At 71.4% G+C, this 22,959-nt stretch carries 22 protein-coding genes (1 of these 22 only partly in view); 15 read left to right on the top strand and 7 right to left on the bottom strand.

From position 1 onward, the window contains the following. From D452_RS31415 to D452_RS0115155, 4 genes are all read left to right on the top strand, one after another. On the top strand, positions 1-45 hold the end of the coding sequence (locus D452_RS31415) for a GntR family transcriptional regulator (RefSeq protein WP_449289519.1). 516 nt of this gene lie to the left of the window's left edge; only the last 45 of its 561 coding nucleotides appear in the window; its start codon lies beyond the left edge, outside the window; it ends in the stop codon at positions 43-45. Beyond that, a complete protein-coding gene (locus D452_RS31410; RefSeq protein WP_017545004.1) occupies positions 36-188 on the top strand; it encodes a GntR family transcriptional regulator in 153 nt (50 codons plus the stop codon). Before D452_RS31415 ends, D452_RS31410 begins: the two co-directional genes overlap by 10 nt. A gap of 125 nt (positions 189-313) precedes the next feature. Then, positions 314-2,356, top strand: coding sequence for a S9 family peptidase (locus D452_RS0115160; protein ID WP_017545003.1), 2,043 nt, complete (start codon positions 314-316; stop codon positions 2,354-2,356). Positions 2,357-2,526: 170 nt separating this feature from the next. Continuing rightward, complete coding sequence (locus D452_RS0115155) at positions 2,527-3,339, top strand: inositol monophosphatase family protein (RefSeq protein ID WP_017545002.1); 813 nt, start codon at positions 2,527-2,529, stop codon at positions 3,337-3,339. A gap of 147 nt (positions 3,340-3,486) precedes the next feature. Here the strand turns inward: D452_RS0115155 and D452_RS30895 are convergent, their stop codons facing one another. Further along, the gene (locus D452_RS30895) at positions 3,487-3,651 is read right to left on the bottom strand and encodes a hypothetical protein (protein WP_017545001.1); all 165 of its coding nucleotides are present in this window, start codon (positions 3,649-3,651) and stop codon (positions 3,487-3,489) included. Positions 3,652-4,327: 676 nt separating this feature from the next. On the opposite strand from D452_RS30895, the gene D452_RS0115145 reads away from it, so the two are divergent. From D452_RS0115145 to D452_RS0115135, 3 genes are all read left to right on the top strand, one after another. After that, entirely contained in the window at positions 4,328-4,981 is a 654-nt protein-coding gene (locus D452_RS0115145; protein WP_017545000.1) for a response regulator transcription factor, read from the top strand. Beyond that, positions 4,978-6,249: a sensor histidine kinase gene (locus D452_RS0115140; RefSeq protein WP_017544999.1), complete on the top strand. Its 1,272-nt coding sequence runs from the start codon at positions 4,978-4,980 to the stop codon at positions 6,247-6,249. Before D452_RS0115145 ends, D452_RS0115140 begins: the two co-directional genes overlap by 4 nt. Before the next feature lie 459 nt (positions 6,250-6,708). Beyond that, a complete protein-coding gene (locus tag D452_RS0115135; RefSeq protein WP_013153901.1) occupies positions 6,709-7,005 on the top strand; it encodes a DUF4193 domain-containing protein in 297 nt (98 codons plus the stop codon). A gap of 189 nt (positions 7,006-7,194) precedes the next feature. On the opposite strand, the gene D452_RS0115130 is transcribed toward D452_RS0115135, so the two are convergent. Next, on the bottom strand, positions 7,195-7,470 hold the full coding sequence (locus D452_RS0115130; RefSeq protein ID WP_017544998.1) for a DUF4235 domain-containing protein: 276 nt from the start codon (positions 7,468-7,470) through the stop codon (positions 7,195-7,197). A gap of 173 nt (positions 7,471-7,643) precedes the next feature. Here D452_RS0115130 and valS point away from each other — a divergent pair, with 173 nt between their 5' ends. The 5 genes from valS to D452_RS0115105 all read left to right on the top strand — a co-directional run bounded on the left by valS (position 7,644) and on the right by D452_RS0115105 (position 13,555). Then, on the top strand, positions 7,644-10,217 hold the full coding sequence (gene valS / locus D452_RS0115125; RefSeq protein WP_017544997.1) for a valine--tRNA ligase: 2,574 nt from the start codon (positions 7,644-7,646) through the stop codon (positions 10,215-10,217). Between the two features lie 115 nt (positions 10,218-10,332). Beyond that, the gene (gene dut, locus D452_RS0115120; RefSeq protein ID WP_026129334.1) at positions 10,333-10,809 is read left to right on the top strand and encodes a dUTP diphosphatase; all 477 of its coding nucleotides are present in this window, start codon (positions 10,333-10,335) and stop codon (positions 10,807-10,809) included. Between the two features lie 60 nt (positions 10,810-10,869). Continuing rightward, positions 10,870-11,718 carry a DUF3710 domain-containing protein gene (locus D452_RS0115115; RefSeq protein WP_017544995.1) on the top strand — a complete coding sequence of 283 codons (849 nt, stop codon included), beginning with the start codon at positions 10,870-10,872 and terminating at the stop codon, positions 11,716-11,718. A 65-nt stretch (positions 11,719-11,783) separates the two neighbouring features. Continuing rightward, positions 11,784-12,524: a PIG-L deacetylase family protein gene (locus D452_RS0115110; RefSeq protein ID WP_017544994.1), complete on the top strand. Its 741-nt coding sequence runs from the start codon at positions 11,784-11,786 to the stop codon at positions 12,522-12,524. 233 nt (positions 12,525-12,757) lie between these two features. Beyond that, on the top strand, positions 12,758-13,555 hold the full coding sequence (locus D452_RS0115105) for an alpha/beta hydrolase (RefSeq protein WP_017544993.1): 798 nt from the start codon (positions 12,758-12,760) through the stop codon (positions 13,553-13,555). 12 nt (positions 13,556-13,567) lie between these two features. Here the strand turns inward: D452_RS0115105 and D452_RS0115100 are convergent, their stop codons facing one another. Then, positions 13,568-14,698 carry a serpin family protein gene (locus tag D452_RS0115100; RefSeq protein WP_017544992.1) on the bottom strand — a complete coding sequence of 377 codons (1,131 nt, stop codon included), beginning with the start codon at positions 14,696-14,698 and terminating at the stop codon, positions 13,568-13,570. Positions 14,699-14,936: 238 nt separating this feature from the next. Between D452_RS0115100 and D452_RS0115095 the strand changes: the two genes are divergently transcribed. Next, complete coding sequence (locus tag D452_RS0115095) at positions 14,937-15,701, top strand: DUF3159 domain-containing protein (RefSeq protein ID WP_017544991.1); 765 nt, start codon at positions 14,937-14,939, stop codon at positions 15,699-15,701. Between the two features lie 45 nt (positions 15,702-15,746). Here the strand turns inward: D452_RS0115095 and D452_RS0115090 are convergent, their stop codons facing one another. Both D452_RS0115090 and D452_RS0115085 read right to left on the bottom strand, forming a co-directional pair. Next, positions 15,747-16,451, bottom strand: coding sequence for a potassium channel family protein (locus D452_RS0115090; protein WP_017544990.1), 705 nt, complete (start codon positions 16,449-16,451; stop codon positions 15,747-15,749). Beyond that, the gene (locus D452_RS0115085; RefSeq protein WP_017544989.1) at positions 16,444-17,130 is read right to left on the bottom strand and encodes a potassium channel family protein; all 687 of its coding nucleotides are present in this window, start codon (positions 17,128-17,130) and stop codon (positions 16,444-16,446) included. Before D452_RS0115085 ends, D452_RS0115090 begins: the two co-directional genes overlap by 8 nt. A 227-nt stretch (positions 17,131-17,357) precedes the next feature. On the opposite strand from D452_RS0115085, the gene D452_RS0115080 reads away from it, so the two are divergent. Further along, a complete protein-coding gene (locus D452_RS0115080; RefSeq protein WP_017544988.1) occupies positions 17,358-18,653 on the top strand; it encodes a class I SAM-dependent RNA methyltransferase in 1,296 nt (431 codons plus the stop codon). A gap of 385 nt (positions 18,654-19,038) precedes the next feature. Here the strand turns inward: D452_RS0115080 and D452_RS0115075 are convergent, their stop codons facing one another. Next, the gene (locus D452_RS0115075; RefSeq protein WP_017544987.1) at positions 19,039-21,399 is read right to left on the bottom strand and encodes a M64 family metallopeptidase; all 2,361 of its coding nucleotides are present in this window, start codon (positions 21,397-21,399) and stop codon (positions 19,039-19,041) included. 157 nt (positions 21,400-21,556) lie between these two features. Here D452_RS0115075 and D452_RS0115070 point away from each other — a divergent pair, with 157 nt between their 5' ends. After that, the gene (locus D452_RS0115070; protein ID WP_017544986.1) at positions 21,557-21,928 is read left to right on the top strand and encodes a DUF427 domain-containing protein; all 372 of its coding nucleotides are present in this window, start codon (positions 21,557-21,559) and stop codon (positions 21,926-21,928) included. A gap of 91 nt (positions 21,929-22,019) precedes the next feature. Here D452_RS0115070 and D452_RS0115065 read toward each other — a convergent pair whose 3' ends face one another. After that, entirely contained in the window at positions 22,020-22,952 is a 933-nt protein-coding gene (locus D452_RS0115065; RefSeq protein ID WP_017544985.1) for a DMT family transporter, read from the bottom strand. Between the last annotated feature and the right edge of the window lie 7 nt (positions 22,953-22,959).

Raw genomic sequence — 22,959 nt, 5'->3', positions numbered from 1 at the left:
GGCTGCGCCGGATCGCCCGCCGCACCCCGGACCGTATGGCGCTGAGTGCCCGCGAGCACGCCCTGATCTGCGCCGCCGTGGGCGAGGGCGCCGAGGACGAGGCGGCGCGCGCGGCGTCGGCCCACGTGAACAACAGCCTGCGCCACATCCTGGGCGTCATGGGCGGGGGAGCGGCGCCGACCTCCTGAGAAACCGGCTCCCCACGCGCCCCCGTGTCAACAATGTTGACCACCTCTGAGGTGGGGTGATTCAGGTCACCGGGGGCGATAGGGTCGACTCGGACCACAAGTCGACCTTTTCAGGAGTAACTGTCTTGGTTCGTTCCTGGTATGAACTTCCAGAATACGTCCGCCTCCGCCGTGTCAACGGGCTGCGCCTGTCCCCGGACGGCACCCGACTCGTCGCGCCCGTGAGCGACATCGCCCCCGACGCCAAGTCCTTCCGCAGCGCCCTGTGGGAGATCGACGTCGCCCCGGAGGCCGAGGGCGGCAGCGCCCCCAGGCGCCTCACCCGCTCCACCAAGGGCGAGTCCAACGCCGAGTTCCTCCCCGACGGCTCGGTGCTCTTCACCACGGGCCGGGTCGACCCCGAGGCCAAGGCCGAGGACAAGCCCAAGTCCGCCCTGTGGCTGCTCCCCGCCGACGGAGGCGAGGCCCGCCAGGTCGCCTCACGACCCGCCGGTGTGGGCGCCTTCACGGTCGCCCGCGACTCCGGGCTGGTCGCCTTCACCAGCAACCTCCTGCCCCGCTCCGAGGACGCCGACGCCGACACCGAGGCGCGAAAGGCTCGTGACGAGGCCGGAGTGACCGCGATCCTCCACGAGGCGCTCCCGGTCCGCTCCTGGGACAGCGACATCGGCCCCGACCACCCCCGCGTGTTCACGGCCACCCCGCCCGAGGACGACGAGGCCCGCCTCGGCGAGCCCCGCGACCTCACCTCCGACGCGGGCCTGGCCCTGCTCGGCTCCGCCCCCGAGTTGACCCCGGACGGCTCCACCCTGGTCATCGGCTGGGCCGTGCCCACCGCCGGCGGTTCCCGCCGCGACGAGGTCGTCGCCATAGACACCGACTCCGGCGACCGCCGCACCGTCGTGGGCGGCCCCGACGCCGCCTACGAGTTCGGCGGACCCCTGGTCTCCCCGGACGGCACCAGGGTCCTGACGCGGGCGACCACCGAGGGCAGCTACCACGGCGAGCCCCGCGACGCCACGTTGTGGATCACCGACCTGGCCACCGGAGAGGGCCGCGACCTGCTGCCCGACCACGAGCTCTGGCCCCGGGACTACGCGTGGTCGGCCGACTCCGGCACGGTCTTCCTCATCGCCGACCAGAACGGCCGCCGCCCGGTCTTCCGCCTGGACGTGGCCACCGGCGAGCTGACCCGGATCACCGGTGACCACGGGGCCTACAGCGCCCTGAACCCGTCCCCGGACGGCCGCCACGTCTTCGCCCTGCGCGACGCCTGGGACGCCCCGCCCGCACCGGTCCGCCTGGACGCCGACGCCACCGACGGCCAGCCCGCGTACCTGCGCACCCCCGGCTCCGAGCTGAGCATGCCGGGCACCCTCACCGAGATCGAGACCACCGCCGACGACGGCACCCGCGTCCGCTCCTGGCTGGTGCTGCCCGAGGAGGCCTCGGCCGAGTCGCCCGCCCCGCTCATGCTGTGGGTCCACGGCGGCCCCTACATGAGCTTCAACGGCTGGAGCTGGCGCTGGAACCCGTGGATCCTGGCGGCCCGGGGCTACGCGGTCCTGCTCCCGGACCCGGCGCTGTCCACGGGGTACGGCCAGGACATGCTGCGCCGCGCGTGGGGCCAGTGGGGTCCGCGCACGCACGCGGACGTCATGGCCATCACCGACGCCGCCGAGGCCCGCGAGGACATCGACGCCGAGCACACCGCCATGATGGGCGGCTCGTTCGGCGGGTACATGGCCAACTGGATCGCCGGGCACACCGACCGGTTCAAGGCGATCGTCTCCCACGCCTCCCTGTGGCAGCTGGACGGGTTCAGCGGCACCACCGACTACCCGCCGGTCTGGGAGAGCGAGTTCGGCACGCCCCTGGCCCAGCCCGAGCGCTACCAGCTCAACTCGCCCCACCTGCACGCGGACAAGATTCGCACGCCGATGCTGGTCATCCACGGTGACAAGGACTACCGGGTGCCGATCGGCGAGGGCCTACGCCTGTGGCGCGACCTCCTCCTGCACGAGGTCGACGCCAAGTTCCTGTACTTCCCGGACGAGAACCACTGGATCCTCTCTCCGGGCAACGCACAGGTCTGGTACGAGACGATCTTCGCCTTCCTGGACCACCACGTCCACGGCAAGGAGTGGATCAAGCCCGAGCTGCTCTAGGGCGTTTTCGGCGCACGCACTCCTGGGAGGGTCCCGGCACACGCCCGGGGCCCTCCCCCGTCGTCCGGGGGCCGTCCGTTCCTCCGGTGCGGGAAGGGAGCGCCGCATAGAGTGCGGTGGCGGACGCTCCGGGCACGACGGACCCGGACACCACGAGCGGAAGGGTGCATGTGACCACCATCCAGTCCCCCCACGATCCGGAGAAGCTGCGGGACCTGGCCGTCGCTGTGGCGGCCGAGGCCGGGAAGTTCGCGGCCAAGGGGCAGGAGGGAATCACCGTTCTGGACACCAAGTCCAGCCCCACCGACGTCGTCACCGAGATGGACCGCGCGACCGAGGACCTGATCCGGGACCGGCTGCTCGCGGCACGACCGCGCGACGCGGTCCTCGGGGAGGAGGGCGGCGGGGTCGAGGGGACCAGCGGCGTTCGATGGGTCGTCGACCCCATCGACGGCACCGTCAACTACCTGTACGGAGGCCCCGACTGGGGTGTGGCGGTCGGCGCGGAGATCGACGGCGTGATCGTGGCCGCCGCCGTCCACCTCCCTGCGCACGGGCAGATGTTCGAAGCCGTCCTGGGCGGCGGGTCCCGGCTCGACGGCCGGGTGCTCCGCGCACCCGAGGCGGTGCCGCTGGACCGGGCCCTGGTCGCCACCGGCTTCGGGTACCTCCCCGAACGCCGCCTCCAGCAGGCGAAGGTGCTCACTGAGGTGATTCCGTACATCCGTGACATCCGCCGGGTCGGGTCCGCGGCCGTCGACATCACCGGCCTCGCCACCGGGCGCTACAACGCGTACTACGAGCGCGGACTCCACCTGTGGGACTGGGCCGCTCCCGGACTGGTCGCCAGCGAGGCCGGTCTGCGCGTGGGCGGACCGCAGGCGGGGCCGCCCAGCAACGACCTGGTGATCGCCGCCCGCCCCGGACTCTACGAGGACCTCGACGCCCTCCTGGCGCCGCTCGGCGCCGACACCGACGGCTGACGCGGACACGAGGACGCCCCGGGTGCCGGTGGCACCCGGGGCGCGGGGGAGACGGGGTCGCGACCCCTCACGAGGAGGTGGCGCGCCCCGCCCCGACGTAGCCTGCCCCGGAGCCGCGAGAGCCGGGGGCGGCGTCCGCCGCTCCGGTCAGGAGTGGGCGTCGACGCCGTTGCGGGCCGCGATGCGGTAGAGATCCTCCAGCTCTGACGCATGGGTGTCGGCGAGGAACTCGTCCCCGGCGTCCCTCGCCGATTCGATCGACCGGTAGGTCTCATGGATACGGACCTTGATCTCCGCCATGAACTCGCCCATTGCACCTCTTCCAGGGGTAGGCACCGGGGCATGGTGGTGCCCCGGCGCAATCCGTATGCGCACGCCTGCGCGTACGCACGAATCGAAGACGTCACGACCCTGTGACATGCGTGCCCGTCGCGGTCCGGGTGGGTTCCCGGTGTCCACGCGTGCGTCTCCTACCTCTACCGCACTGTGATCCAGGTCAAACTCCCACCCCCCGCGTGTGACGATTCCGTGATTCCCCGGCGGGGGAGGAGCCGCTTCCGTAGAATGAAAAGGTCCGCCTCAGCGGGACGCCGGCACCGAGCCGGACACGGGCGCGTGAGCACGGGTCAAGCGACGGCAAAGAGTGTCGCAAGACACATTTTCCGAACAGGGCTTGTGCTTACTTGTTTCTTATTCTTGATGTGTCAGATTTGAGATGTGCGGGGTTGAGCCGTCGCCGACGGTTGGGGGATTCGCCGGCGGCGGCCACCCCGTGCACAGGGGGAGCCGCAAGGCTCCCGGCCCAGCGCCCGTGCCACACGGGGGCGAGGGGAACGAGGAAACCCACGGGTTTACCGTCTCCTTACCTCCACTGTGGGAGAACGGTTGACGCGGCCGGGACCAAGAACGCCGCTGCCGGTGTGTTGGGGGATGCGCCGGCAGCGGCCCCCTTTTTGTTTCCAGACACCGACGCTCCAGAAGGACAACCTTGCGCGTACTCGTGGTCGAAGACGAACGGGTCCTGGCCGACGCCGTGGCGGTCGGGCTGCGGAGGGAGTCCATGGCGGTCGACGTCGTCTACGACGGCGACACCGCGCTGGAGTACACCTCGGTCAACGACTACGACGTCGTCGTCCTGGACCGCGACCTCCCCGGCACGCACGGGGACGACGTCGCCCGCTCCCTGGTCAACGAGAGCTACAACGGCCGCATCCTGATGCTCACCGCCTCCGACGGTGTCGATGACAAGGTCGAGGGACTCACCCTGGGGGCCGACGACTACCTGGCCAAGCCCTTCGCCTTCGCCGAGCTCATCGCCCGCGTGCACGCCCTGGGACGGCGCTCCGCGCCCCCGCTGCCGCCGGTGCTGGAGCGGGGCGGCATCACCCTGGACCCCGCCAACCACCAGGTGCGCCGCGACGACCGCGAGGTCTCGCTCACCCCCAAGGAGTTCGCCGTCCTCCAGGTGCTCATGCGCGCCCAGGGGACCGTGGTGAGCGCGGAGGGGCTGCTGGAGAAGGCCTGGGACGAGAACGCCGACCCGTTCACCAACGTCGTCAGGGTCACCGTCATGACCCTGCGCAAGAAACTCGGTGACCCACCGGTCATCCAGACCGTTCCGGGGGCGGGGTACCGGTTGTGAGACCGGGGGAGCGCCCGGAACCCGGGCAGGTCGAACCCACCCGCCCCGGGGACACCGGGACCTGGCGCAGCCTGAACTCCGTCGCCCCGAGCGGCGACGGAGCCGAACGCTCCTCCGCGCACACGACCGTCCACGCCACGGTCCACCGCTTCACCGACAACCTCAGCCTGCGTGCCCGCCTCACACTCATCTACGGGATGTTGTTCTTCGCGGCGGGTTCCCTGCTGGTCCTGGTCAACTACCTGGTCGTCGCGGTCCTGCTCAACGCGCTCCTCGCCGAGGAGAGCCCGGCGGAGCTGATCGAGAACAGCCACTACATCGAGCAGGTCCTCACCCACGTCACCCGGTTCTCCCTGCTCGCCCTGTTCCTCGTGGGCCTGCTCGCGGTGGCCCTGGGATACGCCGTGGCGGGCCGTGCGCTGTCGCCCCTCCAGAAGATCACCCGCATCGCCAGAAGGCTCTCCGAACGCTCCCTGCACGAGCGCATCGCCCTGTCCGGACCCGACGACGAGATCCGTGAGCTCGCCGACACCTTCGACGGCATGCTCGAACGCCTCGACCGGGCCTTCGACGGGCAGCGGCGCTTCGTCGCCAACGCCTCCCACGAGCTGCGTACGCCCCTGGCGATCAACCGCACCCTCCTGGAGGTGGCCCTGAGCGCCCCGGACGTCTCGCCGGACCTCAAGAGCGTCGGACAGACCCTCCTGGAGACCAACGCCCGCCACGAACGCCTCATCGACGGCCTGCTGTTCCTGGCCAAGAGCGACCGCGAGTTGGAGTCCAAGGCCAGGGTCGACCTGAGCGAGGTCGCCGGAACGGTCCTGAGCCAGCTCTCCGGCGACATCGACAAGTCCGGGCTCTCGCTGCGTCAGGACCTGCGTCCGGCCCCGGTGGTCGGCGACCCCGTGCTGCTGGAACGCCTCGTGGCCAACCTGGTCGAGAACGCCCTCAAGTACAACGTCGACGAAGGCGAGATCACCGTCCGCAGCGGCATGTACGAGGGGATGCCCGCCGTCCAGGTGGAGAACTCGGGCAAGGTCATCCCCGCCTACGAGATCGAGGGCCTGTTCGAACCCTTCCGGCGCGGTTCCGGCGACCGCGTGGGCTCCGGGCGCAGCGCCGGTCTGGGTCTGTCCATCGTGCGATCGGTGGTGCGCGCCCACGCTGGCGTGGTGACGGCGTGGCCGCGCGCGGGCGGCGGTCTGGTCGTCACGGTGTGCCTGCCCGTGCCTTCGGGTGGCGGGACGGAGAACGCGGAACGTCGATAGAGGTGGGGGCCAAGCTGCGTACCGCCCAGCTTCGTGGTATCTATACGTGTCCGAAGACACGCCCACCCCTGTCACGAGTGTCGACCTGCGGTGGGTATGCTTCCCCGGGCGTGGACACGGAGGGAATCCCTCCTGACGTGGGCATGTCTGGGTTTTCGCCCGTACTCGGGGGAGTGCTCCAGGCTGGTCCGGCATGTGGGCGCAAGCGTGTGTTCGGGTCTACGAGACACCCGGTGTCGGGTAGTACCGCAGGGAACGACCCGTGAGGGGCCACCCAACCTTGGCCGCCTCCGGTCACGATCCCGTGAAAGTGCTGCTGACCTGTGGACTGTGACCCGGGAGGGGGCACGGTCGGATGACACCGGGAAAACTCGTCGGCCGATTCGGGCACAACGAAGGTCTCTCAAGCGTTACACCCGCGCGACGAGGCACTAAACGAGGGGGATGGAGTTAGCAGAGATGGCGACCGACTACGACAGCCCGCGCAAGACTGACGAGGACATCAACGAGGACAGCCTCCAGGAGCTGCAGGCGCGGCGCGTGGACAAGGGCACCGGCACCATCGACGTCGACCCCGACGAGGTGGCCGAGGGCATGGAGCTTCCCGGTGCCGACCTGTCCGGCGAGGAGCTCGCCGTGCGCGTGCTTCCCCGCCAGGCCGACGAGTTCACCTGCTCGCGCTGCTTCCTGGTGCACCACCGCAGTCAGCTCGCTGAGCAGCGCGCCGGTCAGCTGGTCTGCAAGGAGTGCGCCTGACACTGACGGCGACGGTTCCTAGCCCGTCTCCCCACGGTATCCGAGGATGCTGAGGGGTGCCGGAACCGGATCCGTTCGACCGTCGGACGGTGGCTCGCAGAACGACGGTGGACGGCCGACCGCACGTGGGTTCGATCCCATGTGGTGGGCCGTCCACCGTCGTCGCGAGCTGCCCGGCGCGGGCGGGGCTCAGACCTCCAGGTCCCGCCCGCCGGAGCCGACCATCTGCTTGCGGGCGGCGCGGACGGCCAGCACTCTGGCCACCTCGACGCCCACTCCCGCCACCACGGCCCAGCCGAGGGCACGGCCCAGGCTGACGTCCGGGGACTCCAGGTCCGTGGGCGGCTCCTCACCGGTGGCGCGCGTCCACGCGAAGCTCAGAGCCTTGCGTGTGACGAACTCGGCCGCGAATCCCGCGACCATGCCGATGATGACCGGTGCGACCTCACCGTCCTTCTTTGCCATGTGAATCGTTCACCATTCCCTAGTGCGTACGATGGTGCGCGCGGACGCGGTCCGCTGGGGGAATCCTTTCACNCCGCGCGGCGGCGCCCGCCGCCGTGGCCCGCCCCCGTTCTCCCTGCCAGAGGGGGAAAACCGGGAGCGACCAGGGCGCGCGGAGGGCTAATATTGCCCGCATGACCAACCGCTCTCATTCCTTCCGCATGCCCGACAAGCCTTCGCTGGACGGTATCGAGGCGAAGTGGGTGGACGTATGGGATGAGTCCGGCGTCTATCACTTCGACCGCACCCGCAGCCGCGAGGACGTCTACTCGATCGACACCCCGCCGCCCACGGTCTCGGGTTCGCTGCACATCGGGCACGTGTTCTCCTACACGCACACCGACACCGTCGCGCGCTTCCAGCGGATGAACGGCAAGGCCGTCTTCTACCCGATGGGCTGGGACGACAACGGCCTGCCCACCGAACGCCGCGTCCAGAACTACTACGGCGTGCGCTGCGACCCCTCGGTCCCCTACGACCCGGACTTCCAGCCGCCGCACAAGCCCGACCCCAAGCGGCAGGTCCCCATCTCCCGCCGCAACTTCATCGAGCTGTGCGACATCCTCACGGTCGAGGACGAGAAGGTCTTCGAGTCCATCTGGCGCCGTCTGGGCCTGAGCGTCGACTGGCGCCACACCTACGCCACCATCGACGGGAACTCCCGCGCGGCCGCCCAGCGCGCCTTCCTGCGCAACCTGGCGCGGGGCGAGGCCTACATGTCGGAGGCGCCCACCCTGTGGGACGTCACCTTCCGCACCGCCGTCGCCCAGGCCGAGCTGGAGGACCGCGAGCGTCCCAGCGCCTACCACAAGGTCGCCTTCCACAAGCCGGACGGCACCCCGGTCCACATCGAGACCACCCGTCCCGAGCTGCTGGCCGCGTGTGTCGCCCTGGTCGCCCACCCCGACGACGAGCGGTACCAGGACCTGTTCGGCACCACCGTGACCACCCCGGTCTTCGGTGTCGAGGTCCCCGTGAAGGCGCACCGCCTCGCCGACCCCGAGAAGGGGTCCGGCATCGCGATGATCTGCACCTTCGGTGACACCACCGACGTCACCTGGTGGCGCGAGCTCCAGCTGGAGACCCGCCCCATCATCGGCTGGGACGGCCGCGTCATCGCGGACCCGCCCAAGGGCGTCGAGTCCGACACCGCCCGCGAGGCCTACGCCCGGTTGGCCGGGGCCACCGTCCACACCGCCCGGGAGCGCACCGTCGAGCTGCTCAAGGAGAGCGGCGACCTCGTCGGCGACCCCAAGCCCATCTCCCACCCGGTGAAGTTCTACGAGAAGGGCGACAAGCCCCTCGAGATCGTCACCACCCGCCAGTGGTACATCCGCAACGGCGGCCGGGACGAGGACGTGCGCGCCCAGCTCATCGAGCGCGGCCGCGAGCTCACCTGGTACCCCGAGCACATGCGCCAGCGCTACGAGAACTGGGTCGAGGGCCTCAACGGCGACTGGCTGATCAGCCGTCAGCGTTTCTTCGGCGTCCCGTTCCCGGTCTGGTATCCGCTGGACGCGGACGGCAACCCGAACTACGACGCGCCGCTGCTGCCCACCGAGGACCAGCTGCCCATCGACCCCAGCTCCCAGGCGCCCGCCGGCTACACCGAGGACCAGCGGGGCCGGGCCAACGGGTTCATGGGCGACCCGGACGTCATGGACACCTGGGCGACCTCCTCGCTCTCCCCGCAGATCGCCTCGGGTTGGGAACGCGACCAGGACCTGTTCGAGCGGGTCTTCCCGATGGACTTCCGCCCCCAGGGGCAGGACATCATCCGCACGTGGCTGTTCTCCACGGTGGTCCGCGCCCACTTCGAGAACGGCAGCCTGCCCTGGAGCACCACCGGTATCTCCGGGTGGATCCTGGACCCGGACCGCAAGAAGATGTCCAAGTCCAAGGGCAACGTCGTCACCCCGGTCGCCCTGCTGGAGAAGTACAGCTCCGACGCGGTCCGGTACTGGGCGGCCAGCGGCCGTCTGGGCACCGACACCGCTCTCGACGAGGGCCAGATGAAGGTCGGCCGCCGACTCTCCATCAAGATCCTCAACGCCAGCAAGTTCGTCATGTCGGTCGCCGGTGAGAACGCCACCACCGACCCGTCCCAGGTCACCGAGCCCCTGGACCGGGCGATGCTGGCCGCGCTGGCGGACGTGGTCGAGGAGGCCACAGCGGCCTTCACCGCCTACGACCACACCCGGGCCCTGGAGCGCACCGAGCGCTTCTTCTGGGACTTCTGCGACGACTACCTGGAGCTCGTCAAGACCCGGGCCTACGACACCGAGGCCGCCGAGGGCGCCTCCGCCCGCGCGGCGCTGCTCATCGCTCTGGGCGCCCTGCACAAGCTGTTCGCACCCTTCGTCCCCTTCGTCACCGACGAGGTCTGGAGCTGGTGGCAGGACGGTTCGGTGCACGCCCAGAGCTGGCCCGACGCCGCCGAGTACCGCGCCGCGGCCGCCGGTGGGGACCCGGCCGTCCTGGCCGCCACCGCGGAGGTGCTGCGGGCGGTCCGCAAGGCCAAGTCGGAGGCCAAGCTGTCCATGCGCGCCGAGGTCGAGCTCGTCCGCGTCTCCGGAAAGCAGGCCGAGTCCGCCCGCGCGGCCTCCGGCGACATCGCCGCGGCGGGTCGCGCCGCTGCGATCGACTTCGAGACCACCGACGACGGTGAGCTGAGCGTCGAGGTCACCCTGGCCGAGACCACCGAGTAGGCGACACCGGCGAAGACGCACCGGGGGCGGGTCCGAACACGTTTCGGATCCGCCCCCGTCGTTCCGGCACGCTGGACACCAAGGCAGCGCCCTGGGAGCGATAGGCTCGGCGAATGTGAGTACCTCATCCCTGGAAGCCGGACAGTTGACCATCACCGTCCGGCGCCTGGACCCCGGCCTCCCGCTGCCCGCGTACGCCCACCCTGGTGACGCGGGGGCGGATCTGTACGCCGCCGTCGACGTCCGGCTCGACCCCGGACAGCGCGCCACGGTCCCCACCGGTCTGGCCATCGCCCTCCCCGACGGTTTCGCGGCCTTCGTGCACCCCAGGTCCGGGCTGGCCGCCCGGCACGGGGTCACGGTCGTCAACGCCCCGGGGACCGTCGACGCCGGGTACCGGGGGGAGATCCGGGTGACCCTGCTCAACACCGACACCGACACCCCGGTCACGATCGCGCGCGGCGACCGGATCGCCCAGATGGTGATCCAGCGCGTGGAGCGGGCGGAGTTCGTCGAGGCGGACACGCTCCCCGACTCGGTGCGCGGTGCGGGTGGTTTCGGTTCGACCGGGGGCCACGCCGCGCAGCGGTGAACGTCCCCTGACTCCCCGGTGTGATCCCGGGACCTACGGAAGAAGCGGAGAGGTGAAGGCGTGTTTGGACGCCGCCGCAAGAAGCGGGACAAAGAGACCGAGAGAGCCACGGAGACGGAGGCCCGGTCGCAGCGGCAGGGCGCCGCGGGCGCGGTCTCGTTCGAGAACGAGATCGAGCCGGAGCGTGCCTCCCAGCAGCCCGCCAAGGACGCCGACCAGTACCGGTTGACCGGACCGTGGGACTCCACCGAGGACGCCCCCGAGGCCGAGCGGATGGACCTGGGCAGCATGCTCCTGCCGATGGAGCAGGGCACCGAGATCCAGGTGAACGTCGCCCAGGACAAGCAGAACAAGCAGAAGATCATCGGGGTCACCCTGGTGCGCGGCAAGACCGCGCTCCAGGTGCAGCCCTTCGCCGCGCCGAAGTCGTCCGGGCTGTGGGACGAGATGCGTGAGGAGCTGCGCGAGCAGGTCACGCAGCAGGGCGGTAAGGCCGAGGACCACGACGGCACCTTCGGTCCCGAGCTCCAGGCGGTCATCCCCATCAAGGGGAAGAAGACCGAGGACGGCAGACAGCTGGGCCAGCGGGTGCGCTTCATCGGCGTGGACGGACCGCGGTGGGTGCTGCGCGGCGTGATCCGCGGCGAGGGCGCCAGCAAGCCCGAGGTGATGTCCGAGATCGAGCAGGTCTTCGCCAACATCGTGGTGGTGCGCGGCGATCAGCCGGTGCCGCCCAACGAGCTCCTCCAGATCACCGTGCCCAAGAAGATCCAGGAGCAGATGGCGGCCGCCGCGCAGCAGCGTGCGGCCCAGCAGGCGGCCCAGACCGGCAACGCCGGCCGTTCGCCCAACGGTTCGGCGAGCGGACCGCCCAGCGGTTCCGCGGACGGACCGACCACCGGTTCCTGAGTCCTCACCGATCCGGCCTGTGGACAACCGTGTCCGGGGGTGCGCCGTTCCGTAATGTGGGCCATATGGCTCAGACAACGAAGAACAGCGCTCCCCGGCCGCTTCCCGAGGACTGGGGCCGCGCCCTGGCGGTGGTGGCCCACCCGGACGACCTGGAGTTCGGTGTCTCCTCGGCGCTCCACCGGTGGACCGCACAGGGGAAGGAGGTCGTCGAACTCCTGGTGACCCAGGGCGAGGCCGGGATCGACTCCCTGGACCCGGCGGCCTGCGCGCCCCTGCGGATGGCCGAGCAGCGTGCCTCGGCGGCGGCAGTCGGGGCCTCCACCGTGGAGTTCCTGGACTTCCCCGACGGCACCCTGGAGTACGGCCTGCCGTTGCGCCGGGCCCTGGCCGGGGCGATCCGCAGACACCGGCCGGACGTGATCGTCTCCATCAACTTCCGTGAGCACTTCGCCGGGGGAGGCGGGTTCAACCACGCCGACCACCGGGTCCTGGGCCCGGCCCTGCTGGACGCGGTCCGCGACGCCGACAACCGCTGGGTGTTCACCGACCAGCTGGCTGAAGGGCTGGAACGCTGGCGGGGCGTGCGGTTCGTGGCCTTCGGTGCGGCCCCGGACCCCACCCACTACGTCGAACTGGCTGAGGACGACCTCGCCGCGGGTGTGGCCTCACTGGACGCGCACGAGGTGTACCTGGCCAACCTGGACGGCTTCGACCAACGGACCTTCCTGCGGGAGGGTGCGGTGCGTTCGGGGGAGTGGGCCGGGGTGCCCCTGGCCACCTCCTTCGAGGTCTTCGAGACCTGACCCACCGCCTCTCGCGCGGTGGGGTTCCGGCCGGGGAGCACCCGACGCGAGACGGTGCAAACAGGGCGATACGGTGCGAAAGGACGTGGAGTCGCCCGGACCGAGGGCGCTTACGGAGTCAGTGAGCCGCGAGTTCGGTTCGTCGTGCCCGCGTGTGCCCGACCACGGTTCGCGCGCCGCCAGTGCTCCGTACGGCTCCGAGGACCGGCGCCCGGAATCAAGAAGAGGCGGACATGGACAGTGACGGAGCGGGCGGCGAACGCGTGCGGGGACGCCGGGGTGTGCGGGCCCTGCTGTGGGCTCTGGCGGCGCTCACCGCCCTGGTACTGGTGGCGGCCACTGCCTTCGTGGTCTGGGCTCTCGACCCGTACCGGGCCGAGCCCGGGCCGCTGGCCCGGGCCGAACAGGCCCCGGCCGTCGTCGTGGAGCGGCTCTCCGACGGCGTGCTGATCACCCCCGCGGAGAACCCCTCCGGGACGGGGGTCGTCTTCTACCCCGGGGCCCGGGTGGAGGCCGACGCCTACGTGGCCTCCTGGGCGCCGGTGGTGGCCCGGACCGGCGCCACGGTGGTCGTGCCGGACCTGCGCCTCAACCTGGCCCTGGTGGACTCCGCGCGGGGCGAGAGCGCGGTGGGCGCCGCACCCGGGATCAGCGAGTGGTACCTGGGCGGGCACTCCATGGGCGGAGCCTTCGCGGCACAGCACCTGGGCTCCGGGAACGGCGACGTCGCGTGGGCGGGCCTGATCCTGTGGGCCTCCTACGCCACCGAGAGCGCGGACCTCGCCGACCGCGACGACCTCGCGGTGCTGTCGGTGGCCGGGGGACGGGACGGCGTCCTGAACCCGGCGGAGGTCACCGAACGAAGAGCGAACCTGCCCGGCCACGCCGTCACGGAGGTGGTCGAGGGCATGAACCACGCCCAGTTCGGCGCCTACGGCGAGCAGTCCGGAGACGCCGAACCGGAGCTGACCGACGACCAGGCGCACGAGGCCCTGGCCGACGTCACCGCCGACTTCCTGCCGGGGTCCTGAGGCCGGTTTCGTTCACACGGCCGGACCCGGGTCCACGGGGTCGGTGACCCGGCCGGTGAACAGGATCGCGCCCCGGCGGCGCAGCACGAAGAGGAAGGGCTGGTCCACGAGGAACTCCTTGGGGGGCGGTGGGACCGCGGCCGACATCAGCATGACGGCGGCGGTGGCGGCGGCCCCCTCGGCGCCCTTCTCGTCCACGCGCAGCACCGCCTGGTGCACGATGGCGTCAACCTTCAGGGGCTCGTCGCTGATCCCGCCGAAGTCGGCCGCGTCGGTGGCCAGCGTGCGCACGCGCGCGGGCGTGGCGGCGAGCGGGTCGAGCAGCGCGGTGTCGGTCTGGACGGTGAAGCGCGGCAGCGCCAGGGTCACCTGTTCCTTCCCGCGTGCCTGGTACAGCCCGCGCAGGGCCCGCGGCGTGAGTGGTGGGACCGGCGCGCGTGCGGACCCGGGGGAGTCGGGGACGATCACGTCCAGGGCCAGACCGTGCTCGCCCTCCAGGGTGACCATGCGCAGCCCCGCGTGTGCCGCGTGGGTCAGGGAACCCGTGCGGCGCATGGCGGGGACCCGGTGGGTGCGGTCCGGCGCGTGGAAGTCGAGGTCACGGGTCAGGGAGGGGTCGAAGGGCTCCGCCCACACCAGCTTCACCCACAGGGCGTTGACCAGGAGCATGCGGACGTCGGGATGGACGGTGCCGGGTGCGAGCAGCTCGGGGATCAGCCCCCGGGTGACGTCCGAGACCCGGCCGTTGACCCGCGTGCGCACCCCCTCGGAGTCACTGCGGAAGTCGACCCGGTCCACCTCGGCGTCGGGCTGGGCCGCGACCCGCTCCTCGAACCGCGCGCGCAGCGGGAGGTCGGCGGGGACGTACAGGCCGTTGAGGGTGGCCAGGTCCAGGCCGTCGGCGGCCTCGACGGCGGCGTCGAGGACCTTCAGGTGCCCCCGGGGATCGCCGCTGGCCGGGGCCACGAGGTCCACCAGCTCCTTCAGGGTGTCGCCGCCCGCGCCGGTGGCCAACAGGCCGAGGACGGCGCCGACGGAGTACGGGGACCACACGTGCGAGGCCCCCTCCTCGACCAGCTCGGGGTCCAGGGTGAGGGCGAAGCGGAGGTGCTCCTCCTCGGGTGCTTCCTGCCTGGTGGTCATCGGGCTGACTCCTCACGAGAGCGGGTGGGCCGCCAGGGTACGGAAGGACGCGGCCCCGAGGCCAGTGACCGTGGTGAGAAGGGGCACGCCGCAACACCTGACAAAGGAGGGCAAGCCCGTACCGGGGCGGTCTCCGGTTGCCGAGAACGCCACTCCCCGGCTGTGACAGGTCGCATAGGGTGGTGCATCATGGCTGGCGGCCGTACAGGCCGTACGGCGACACCGGAGCGGGAGCGGGATGACTGAGCAGCAGCGGGCCTCCGATGAGGCGGCCCAGGCCGAGGAGCGGGCGCAGACGCCCGCGGTCACCGAGGGAACGGTCGAGGCGCTGGTCCGGACCAAGCTCGCCGAGGCTCTGGGCGGCAAGCGCGGCATGGTCGAGACGGCCGTCCCCACCCTGACCTTCACGATCTCCTACGTCGCGGGTGAGGACCTGCGGCTGTCGATCATCCTCGGCGTCGGGGCGGCCCTGCTCCTGGGTGTGCTCCGACTCGTGCAGCGCTCCTCGTTGCAGTACGTGTTCACCAGCCTCTTCGGCATCGGCCTGGCGGCCGTCTTCGCGATGCGCAGCGGCAACGCCGAGGACGCCTTCCTGCCCGGGATCATCTACAACGCGGTCTACGCGGTGGTGCTGAGCCTCTCGGTCCTGGTGCGCTGGCCGGTGGTCGGCCTCATGATCGGTCCGTTCATCGGGAACAAGGAGGACTTCACCTCCTGGCGCGGCAATCCTGCCGTGGTCAAGCTCGCCTCCCGCCTGACCTGGCTGCTGGTGCTGCCCTGCGTCATCCGTGTACTGGTCCAGTACCCGCTCTGGCTCGCCGAGACCAACGACTGGGCCAACACCTTCGCCCTGCTGGGGCTGTCCAAGGTGGCGATGGGATGGCCGCTCCAGGTGGCGGCCTTCGCGGGCATGGTGTGGGTGCTGGCGCGCGGACGCACCCCCCTGGACCGGACCGAGGACACCGGCGGGGCAGCGGCCGGCGACGTCGCGGACGAGCGCTGACCACCGCTTCGGCCTGACCGCCGGGCGCGCGTCCGGGGCCCGTGCTCAGCCTTCGGGCGCGGACTCCTCGGAGTCCTCGACCCGCTCCAGCAGCTCCTCCAGGGGGCCCAGCGCGTCCGGTTCGGCCAGGAACACCACGGTGTTGCCCACGGACAGGGTCCGCTCCGGTGCGGGCGGTCGCACCCCGCCCGGGCCGAGCACCGCGACCAGGGCCACACCCTCCGGCAGTTCGGCGGTGAGGTCTCTCTCGGGCCGGTCCGCGAACGGGCTGGCCGCGTGCAGCACCGACTCCGCGATCTCTGCGCCCGGCAGCGGGGGGAGGGTCCCCTCCTCCGGGTGGTCCTCCTCGGACACGCCCTCGACCAGGTCCGCGATCAGACGCGGAGGGGAGACCGCCAGGTCCACCCCCCAGGAGTCGTCGAACAGCCACTCGTTGGCCGGGTCGTTGATCCGGGCGATGACCTGGTCCACCGCGAACTCGGTCTTGGCCAACAGGGAGACGACGAGGTTCACCTTGTCGTCGCTGCTGGCCGCGATGACCACGTCGAAGTCACCCAGCCGGGCGTCCTCCAGGGTGGCCAGTTCACAGGCGTCGGCGAGCAGCCACTCCACCTGGGGGAGGTCGTCCACCCCGATCGCCCGGGTGTCCCTGTCGATCAGCAGGACGTCGTGGCCGTTGCCCGCCAGCTCCGTGGCGATGGAGCGGCCCACGCTCCCGGCTCCCGCGATGGCGATCCGCATCTCACCCACGCCCCGTCTCGTCCTCGTGCCGCCCGGCCAGCCGCTGGGTCAGGTCGGCCATGTCCCGGCTGCGGCCCACCACGTGCAGTACGTCGCCCTCCGCGATGGTCTCCTCGGACCGGGCCAGCGCGATGCGCCCCTGCCGGACCAGGTAGACCACGCGCAGACGGAAGTCGTCCTCCAGTTCGGCGAGGGAACGTCCCGTCCAGCGCTCGGGCGGAGTGAGTTCGTTCATGGTGAGGCTGCCCGAGGCGTCCTGCCACTCGGGTGCGGCACCCAGCCGGTCGTCCCCGGGCACCACGCGGCGCAGGATGGCGTCGGCCGTCCAGCGCACGGTCGCGACGGTGGGGATGCCCAGACGTTGGTAGACCTCCGCGCGGCGGGGGTCGTAGATCCGGGCCACCACGTTGCGGACCCCGAACGCCTCGCGGGCCACCCGGGCCGCGATGATGTTGGAGTTGTCGCCGTTGCTGACAGCCGCGAAGGCCGCCGCGCGGTCGATACCCGCGTTGAGCAGGACCTCCCGGTCATGGCCCGCGCCGCGCACCGTGTGCTTGGCCACGGCGGTGCGGAGGCGGCGGAACGCCTCGGGGTCCTGGTCGATCACCGCCACCGAGTGGCCCAGATCCACCAGGGTGTGTGCCAGCGTGGAACCCACGCGGCCACACCCCATGATCACGATGTGCACCTCGTCCGCACTCCCGTCGGATAGCCGTCCACCCCCGGAGCACGGACAGACCCACGCGCCCCGACGGTTCCACCTTGGCACACAACGGCCCGATCCGGGTGACCACCCCGACCCCACCGTGTCCGTACCAGCGCGTGTGGTGTCCCGAGGCCGGTAGATTGGGGTCGGTTGGTGGCTGTGCGCGCAGGGTCACCCGTAACACGACCCGACCAGCGAAGGACACCGCCATGACCAGTGTGGGCAACGAGATCGAACTGACAGTGGACGACGTCGCCCACGGTGGATGGTGTGTGGGCCGTCTGGACGACCAGGTCGTCTTCGTCCGCCACGCCCTGCCGGGTGAGCGGGTCCGGGTGCGCGTCACCGAGAAGACCACCCGTTTCCTGCGCGGCGAGGCCGTCGAGGTCCTCACCGCCTCCCCTGACCGGGTCGAGGCGCCGTGCGTGTTCTCCGGCCCCGGCATGTGCGGCGGCTGCGACTGGCAGCACGCCACCCTGGAGTCCCAGCGCAGGATGAAGGGCAAGGTCGTCTCCGACCAGCTGAGCCGGATCGCCGGGATCGACCTCGACGTGGCCGTCGAGGAGCTGCCCGGGACCCCCGACGGTCTGGGCTGGCGCACCCGCGTGCGGTTCTCCGTGGACGAGGACGGCCACGCCGGTCTGCGCCGCCACCGGTCCCACGACATCGAGCCGGTCGACCAGTGCCTGATCGCCCACCCGGGGGTCAGCGAGCTCGGCGTCACCGAGGTCAAGTGGGAGGGCGTCAAGGACGTCGAGGCGGTCGCCTCCGCCACCCGCGCCGACCGCGCGATCGTGGTCACCCCCACCACGGCCAAGCTCGGCACGCTGCCCGAACTCAAGGCCTCCAGCGCCGTGCTGCGCCGCTTCAAGGGCGGCCGGGTGCAGTCGGTGCGCGGGCGCAAGGGCGTGCGCGAGGACGTGGCCGGACGTGAGTACCGGGTGGGCGCGGGCGGCTTCTGGCAGGTCCACCCCGCCGCCGCGGAGACCCTGAGCGCCGCCGTGCTGGACGGCCTGGAGCCCCGCGAGGGCGAGACCGCCCTGGACCTGTACTGCGGTGCGGGCCTGTTCACCGGCGCGCTCGCCGACGCCGTCGGTGCCGAGGGCCGTGTGATGGGTGTGGAGAACGGCGAGCACGCCGTGCGCGACGCCCAGTACAACCTCAAGGACCTGCCGCAGGTGCGAATCGAGCGGGCCGACGTTGCCAAGCAGATGCGTGAGTGGGCCGACGTGCGCGCCGACGTCGTGGCGCTGGACCCGCCGCGCGCGGGCGCCGGCGTCGAGGTGGTGCGCAAGGTGGCGGGCATGAAGCCCCGCCGGATCGCCTACGTGTCCTGCGACCCGGCGACCCTGGCCCGCGACCTCGCCGAGTTCGACCGCTCCGGTTACCGTCTGGTGGGTTTGCGCGCCTTCGACGCCTTCCCCATGACGCACCATGTCGAGTGCCTGGCCGTGCTGGAGCCCGTCAAGTTGGCCCGCCGCCACCGTGAGGCCGAGCAGGACTAGGCCGTGTTTTTTGGATGCTTTCGCCGGTGGCGGCGGAGCCGCCATCGATGCGAGCGGCCGTCCAGGCAATCTCTCGCAAGACGATGAGTGAAGCTGCCCCTACTGTGCGCTGCTACGCAAGCTCCGCAGTGTCGCACAGCGGGGGCCCGCCCGGGTTTGGCTGTCCGAGCTTCATCGGCGCAGTGAGAGGCAGCCTGGTGGTCGCGAGCGCGGAATGATCCAAAAAACACGGCCTAGGACCCCTGACCGGGGCGCTGGCCCCGGCTGGCGTCGTCCGGCGCGGAGCCGGACCGGAGCCGTACGAAGGGCCCGGGACCACAGTGGTCCCGGGCCCTCGTCGTGCGAAGGCCGCCCGCGCGCCGGACGGGACGCGCGGGCGGTGGTGTCACAGGTCGGAGCACTGCCCCGCGACGGAGCCCGTGACGTCGTTGGCCGCACCGAAGTCGGTCACGGCCGGGTTGTTGCCGGAACAGGCCACGGAGCCGCGCACGGTGTTCCCGGCCAGGACTGGCCCGTAGCCGCTCGCCTCACCGGACCAGGTGTCGGCGGGCACCTGGGTGTTGTCGTTCAGCGCCAGCGCGCCCGAAAGGCTGGAACCCAGGAGCGTCACCTCGGAGGTGGTGCCGGAGATCGACACCGCGCCGCTCACCTGGGTGCCGGAGAGTCGCACGGTGTGGGCGCCGGAGGCGGACAGGCCGCCCCTCAGGGATCCACCCTCGACCACGAGGGACGCGCCCCCGGTCACGGTGACCTTGCCGCGCACGTCGGCGCCGTCGAGGCAGACCACGCCCTCATCGACCCGCAGGCCGCCGTTGACCGCGCCGCTCACGGTCTCGGTGCACTCCAGCTCCGCGCCGGGTACGACCGTCGCCGTGAAGGACTCCGGGGAGCCGATGTTGCCCGCCGAGTCGATCGCCCGGTGCTCCACGGTGTGGGTGCCCCAGCCGGGCTCGTGGGAGTCGACCTCGAAGACCGCCATGGACAGGCCGCCGCTGCCGAGGCTCCCGTAGACCAGGTCGTCGACGTTGGTCCCGTCCGGGGTGAACCGGAACGGCGCCTCGGAGTCCTCCGGCCAGCCGTAGTAGTGGTGCCAGCCGTCTCCGTCGACCCGGAACTCACCGACCACGTGGCCCTCGCCGTCGTCCTCGGGGGACAGGCGCATGGAGAACTCGTTGAGGTACAGGTGGTGTTCGCCGCCCGCGACCGTGGCGGCTGCCTCGGAGAGCTCGCGCGGGGCGCTCGGGGCGGTGGCGTCCACGGTCCAGGTGAGGGTCTGGGACCCCGACCCCTCGGGATCGGTCACGGTCGCGGACAGCACGTGGTCACCGGCCGGGAGGTCGAACTCGCCCAGGTCGAGGGTGCGGCCGTCGGTCGAGGTGGACACGGTGGACCCGTCCAGCTCCCAGGCGACCTCCATGATCCGGTCGGTGGGGCGGGTGGTCTCCGCGTAGACCACCTCGGTGGCGCTGACGGCGCGCTCGGTGTCGCGGTGGCGGGTGAAACCGGCCTCGGCCTCGACGGGCTCCAGGGACTCGCCCACGGTCCACGTGAGAGTCCGGGTCATCGCCGCGGACGCGCGGATGTCGGGGTCGCGGACGAACTCGGTGGGGTCCTGGACCCGGACGCTGATCCGCGCCCCTGCTTCCAGGTCGAGCCCGGCCAGTTCCAGACCGCGCGCGCCGGAGGCGTCGGTCAGCTCTTCGCCGTCCACCGTCCAGGTGTAGTCCAGCTCGTGGTGGACGGGGTGCGGGCCCTCGACCCACACGGCGTCCTCGGCGCCCACCTCGCCCTCGGGGGTGGACGAGACCGGCAGGGTCGCCCGGTCCCGCAGCCCCGAGATTCGGTGGGTCATCACCTCTCGCCCGACCTGGTCGAAGTAGTAGCCCAGGGTCTTGAGCATGGAGTGGTTGCTGGGGCGCCAGACGCCCTCGGAGTGGTAGAGGCCGCCCTCGTGGCCGTCCGGGTCGGCGGCGCCGATGGTGCCGCCGGACTCGCTCTCCTCACCGAGCCAGCGCCACCACTTGGCCTCCTCGTCGAGCATCCGCTCGGAGCTCATGAGGGTGTGGTGGGCCGAAGCGGGTTCCGCGCCGGTGTAGCGGCCCAGACTGGTGTCCCGGAAGTAGTACGGGTACTCGTCCTGGAGCGCACCCAGCGAGTGCGCCAGTTCGTGGGGGCTGATCAGCGCGGAGAGCGCGTTGCCCGACGAGGCCGTGGCCAGGCGTCCGCCCGCGCCGCCGTAGGTCTCGCTGTTGGCCAGGGCCAGGATCTGCCGGTTGTTCGCGGACACCCCGGGGACCATGTCGGCGGCGGCGTTGGCCGCTGACGAGTCCACGGTGAGCAGGCGTTCCAGGGCGGACTCGTCGCAGCCGTTGAAGAACCCCATGCCCAGCGCCGTGTCCCGCCGTTCCCAGCCGTGGGCGGGGTCGCAGTCCACACCGGACTCCGCGGAGGGGGTCTCCACCAGGTAGACGTTGAAGTAGTTCCGGTAGGAGCGGAAGGGCTCGATGCTCCACTGCACGTTGAGGTGCTGGTTCACCTGCTCGCGGAAGAGGGGCATCTCCTCCTCGGTGTAGCCGTCGCCCAGCAGGACCAGGTTGAACCGTTCGGAGGGGTCACCGGTGACCTGGAGGGGCACCACGGAGGCTCCGTCCAGGGGAGCGGCCTCGGCGGGGGCTTCCGTGCCGTCGAGCACGGCGGCCGTGGCCAGCAGGGACAGGGCGGCCAGGGCCGCCGCGGATCTGCGCAAGGGGTTTCCTTCGATCAGGGGATGTGGGGGATGTGGGGGATGTTGCCGGGAAGCGTACTGACGTTCGTACGCCGTCTACCAGGGGAAGGGCCATAAGCACTTCGATAACCCCCCGCCGTACGGTGGGACCGGGAACCACCAGCGAAGGAGCGCCCTCATGGCACAGAACGGCAGAGTTCCGGGGGAGGACCACCCCATCACCGTCGAACCCACCACCGAGCCGGTGCGGGTGAGCGTCGGGGACCGGTTGATCGCGCGGAGCACCACCGCGCTGACTCTGCGCGAGGCGGGCTACCCGCCGGTGCGGTACGTTCCGCTCGCCGATGTCGACCCCGGTGTCCTGCGCCGGAGCGCGACCACCACCTACTGTCCCTACAAGGGCACCGCCGCCTACTACGACCTGGTCCTTGGCGACGAGGAACTCACCGACGCGGTGTGGGCCTACGAGCAGCCCTACGACGCCGTCTCCGACATCGCCGACCATGTCGCCTTCTACCCCGGGCCCGTCGAGGTCACCGTGGGGACCTGACCCGGACCGACGCGCCGAATCCGCCCTCGCGGGGGGAGGTTCGGACCGACGAGGCGGGTGGCGCCCCGGCCTCGGGGCGCCACCCCGGGGCCTAGCGGCGGCGGGGTCCGGGTGCCTTCAGGACGGCCAGGCCCAGGGCGAGGACGACCAGCCCGGACCAGGAGACCAGCGGGAGGCGTTCACCCACCAGAGCCACGCCCAGCACCGCCGCCACGGCGGGTTCGGCCAGGCTCAGCGTGGTCGCGGTGGAGGCCGAGGTGCGCCGCAGCCCGTGGCCGAACAGCCAGTAGGCGAGGAACACCGTGAACAGGGCCAGGTGCAGGGCGACCAGCGCACCGTTCACCGTGGCCAGCCATGCGGTTCCCGCGGCCAGCACCACGGGCAGCACGAGGACGCCGCCCCCGGCGAACATCGTCCCCATGACCGCGCCGGAGGTGTGCCCGCGCCGGATCAGCTTCTCGGCGATGATCGCGTACAGCGCGTACGAGAACCCGGCGACCAGGGCGAGGAACACGCCCAGGGTGTTGGTGGAGCTGGCGGCGCCGGTGAGTTCGGGGCCCAGTACCAGCACCGCGCAGCCGACCACGGCCGCGACGGTGGCCGTCACCCAGCGCGCGGTGGGCCTGGCCCGGTCCACGCACCAGGCCAGCAGCCCGGAGAAGACGGGGGCGCTGCCCAGCGTGATCACGGTGCCGACGGCCACTCCCGCGTTGGCGACGGCGGGGTAGAAGGACAGCGGGTACCCGGCGACGGCGACGGCTCCAAGCAGGAGCACCCACCGGGTCCGGGCGTCGGAACCGGTGACCAGGGCGGTGGAGCCCCGGCCGGCCAGGAAGAGCAGGAGCCCGCCGAGGACCAGCCCGGCGGAGCCGATAGCGGCCGGGTGCGCGCCGTCGGGCGCGAAGGAGCTGGCGGTTCCGGTGGTGCCCCACAGGACGGCGGCGCCGAGGATGGGCAGCGCGCCACCGGTGAACCGGTGCGGGGTCGATCGCGGCGCGGCGTTGGAGGAGGTGTGGTCTGGCACGTTCGTA

It is taken from the genome of Nocardiopsis prasina DSM 43845 (genome assembly GCF_000341265.1).
Classification (GTDB): Bacteria; Actinomycetota; Actinomycetes; order Streptosporangiales; family Streptosporangiaceae; genus Nocardiopsis; species Nocardiopsis prasina.
This window is presented reverse-complemented; position numbering and strand designations above follow the sequence as displayed.

Excerpts from the sequence above, each read along its gene's own strand:
- valS (WP_017544997.1), top strand. The coding sequence starts at position 7,644 with ATGACCAACCGCTCTCATTCCTTCCGCATGCCCGACAAGCCTTCGCTG.
- D452_RS0115070 (WP_017544986.1), top strand. The coding sequence starts at position 21,557 with ATGGCACAGAACGGCAGAGTTCCGGGGGAGGACCACCCCATCACCGTC.
- D452_RS0115110 (WP_017544994.1), top strand. The coding sequence starts at position 11,784 with ATGGCTCAGACAACGAAGAACAGCGCTCCCCGGCCGCTTCCCGAGGAC.
- D452_RS0115100 (WP_017544992.1), bottom strand. The coding sequence starts at position 14,698 with ATGACCACCAGGCAGGAAGCACCCGAGGAGGAGCACCTCCGCTTCGCC.
- D452_RS0115130 (WP_017544998.1), bottom strand. The coding sequence starts at position 7,470 with ATGGCAAAGAAGGACGGTGAGGTCGCACCGGTCATCATCGGCATGGTC.
- D452_RS0115095 (WP_017544991.1), top strand. The coding sequence starts at position 14,937 with ATGACTGAGCAGCAGCGGGCCTCCGATGAGGCGGCCCAGGCCGAGGAG.
- D452_RS0115135 (WP_013153901.1), top strand. The coding sequence starts at position 6,709 with ATGGCGACCGACTACGACAGCCCGCGCAAGACTGACGAGGACATCAAC.
- D452_RS30895 (WP_017545001.1), bottom strand. The coding sequence starts at position 3,651 with ATGGGCGAGTTCATGGCGGAGATCAAGGTCCGTATCCATGAGACCTAC.
- D452_RS0115080 (WP_017544988.1), top strand. The coding sequence starts at position 17,358 with ATGACCAGTGTGGGCAACGAGATCGAACTGACAGTGGACGACGTCGCC.
- D452_RS0115105 (WP_017544993.1), top strand. The coding sequence starts at position 12,758 with ATGGACAGTGACGGAGCGGGCGGCGAACGCGTGCGGGGACGCCGGGGT.
- D452_RS31410 (WP_017545004.1), top strand. The coding sequence starts at position 36 with ATGGCGCTGAGTGCCCGCGAGCACGCCCTGATCTGCGCCGCCGTGGGC.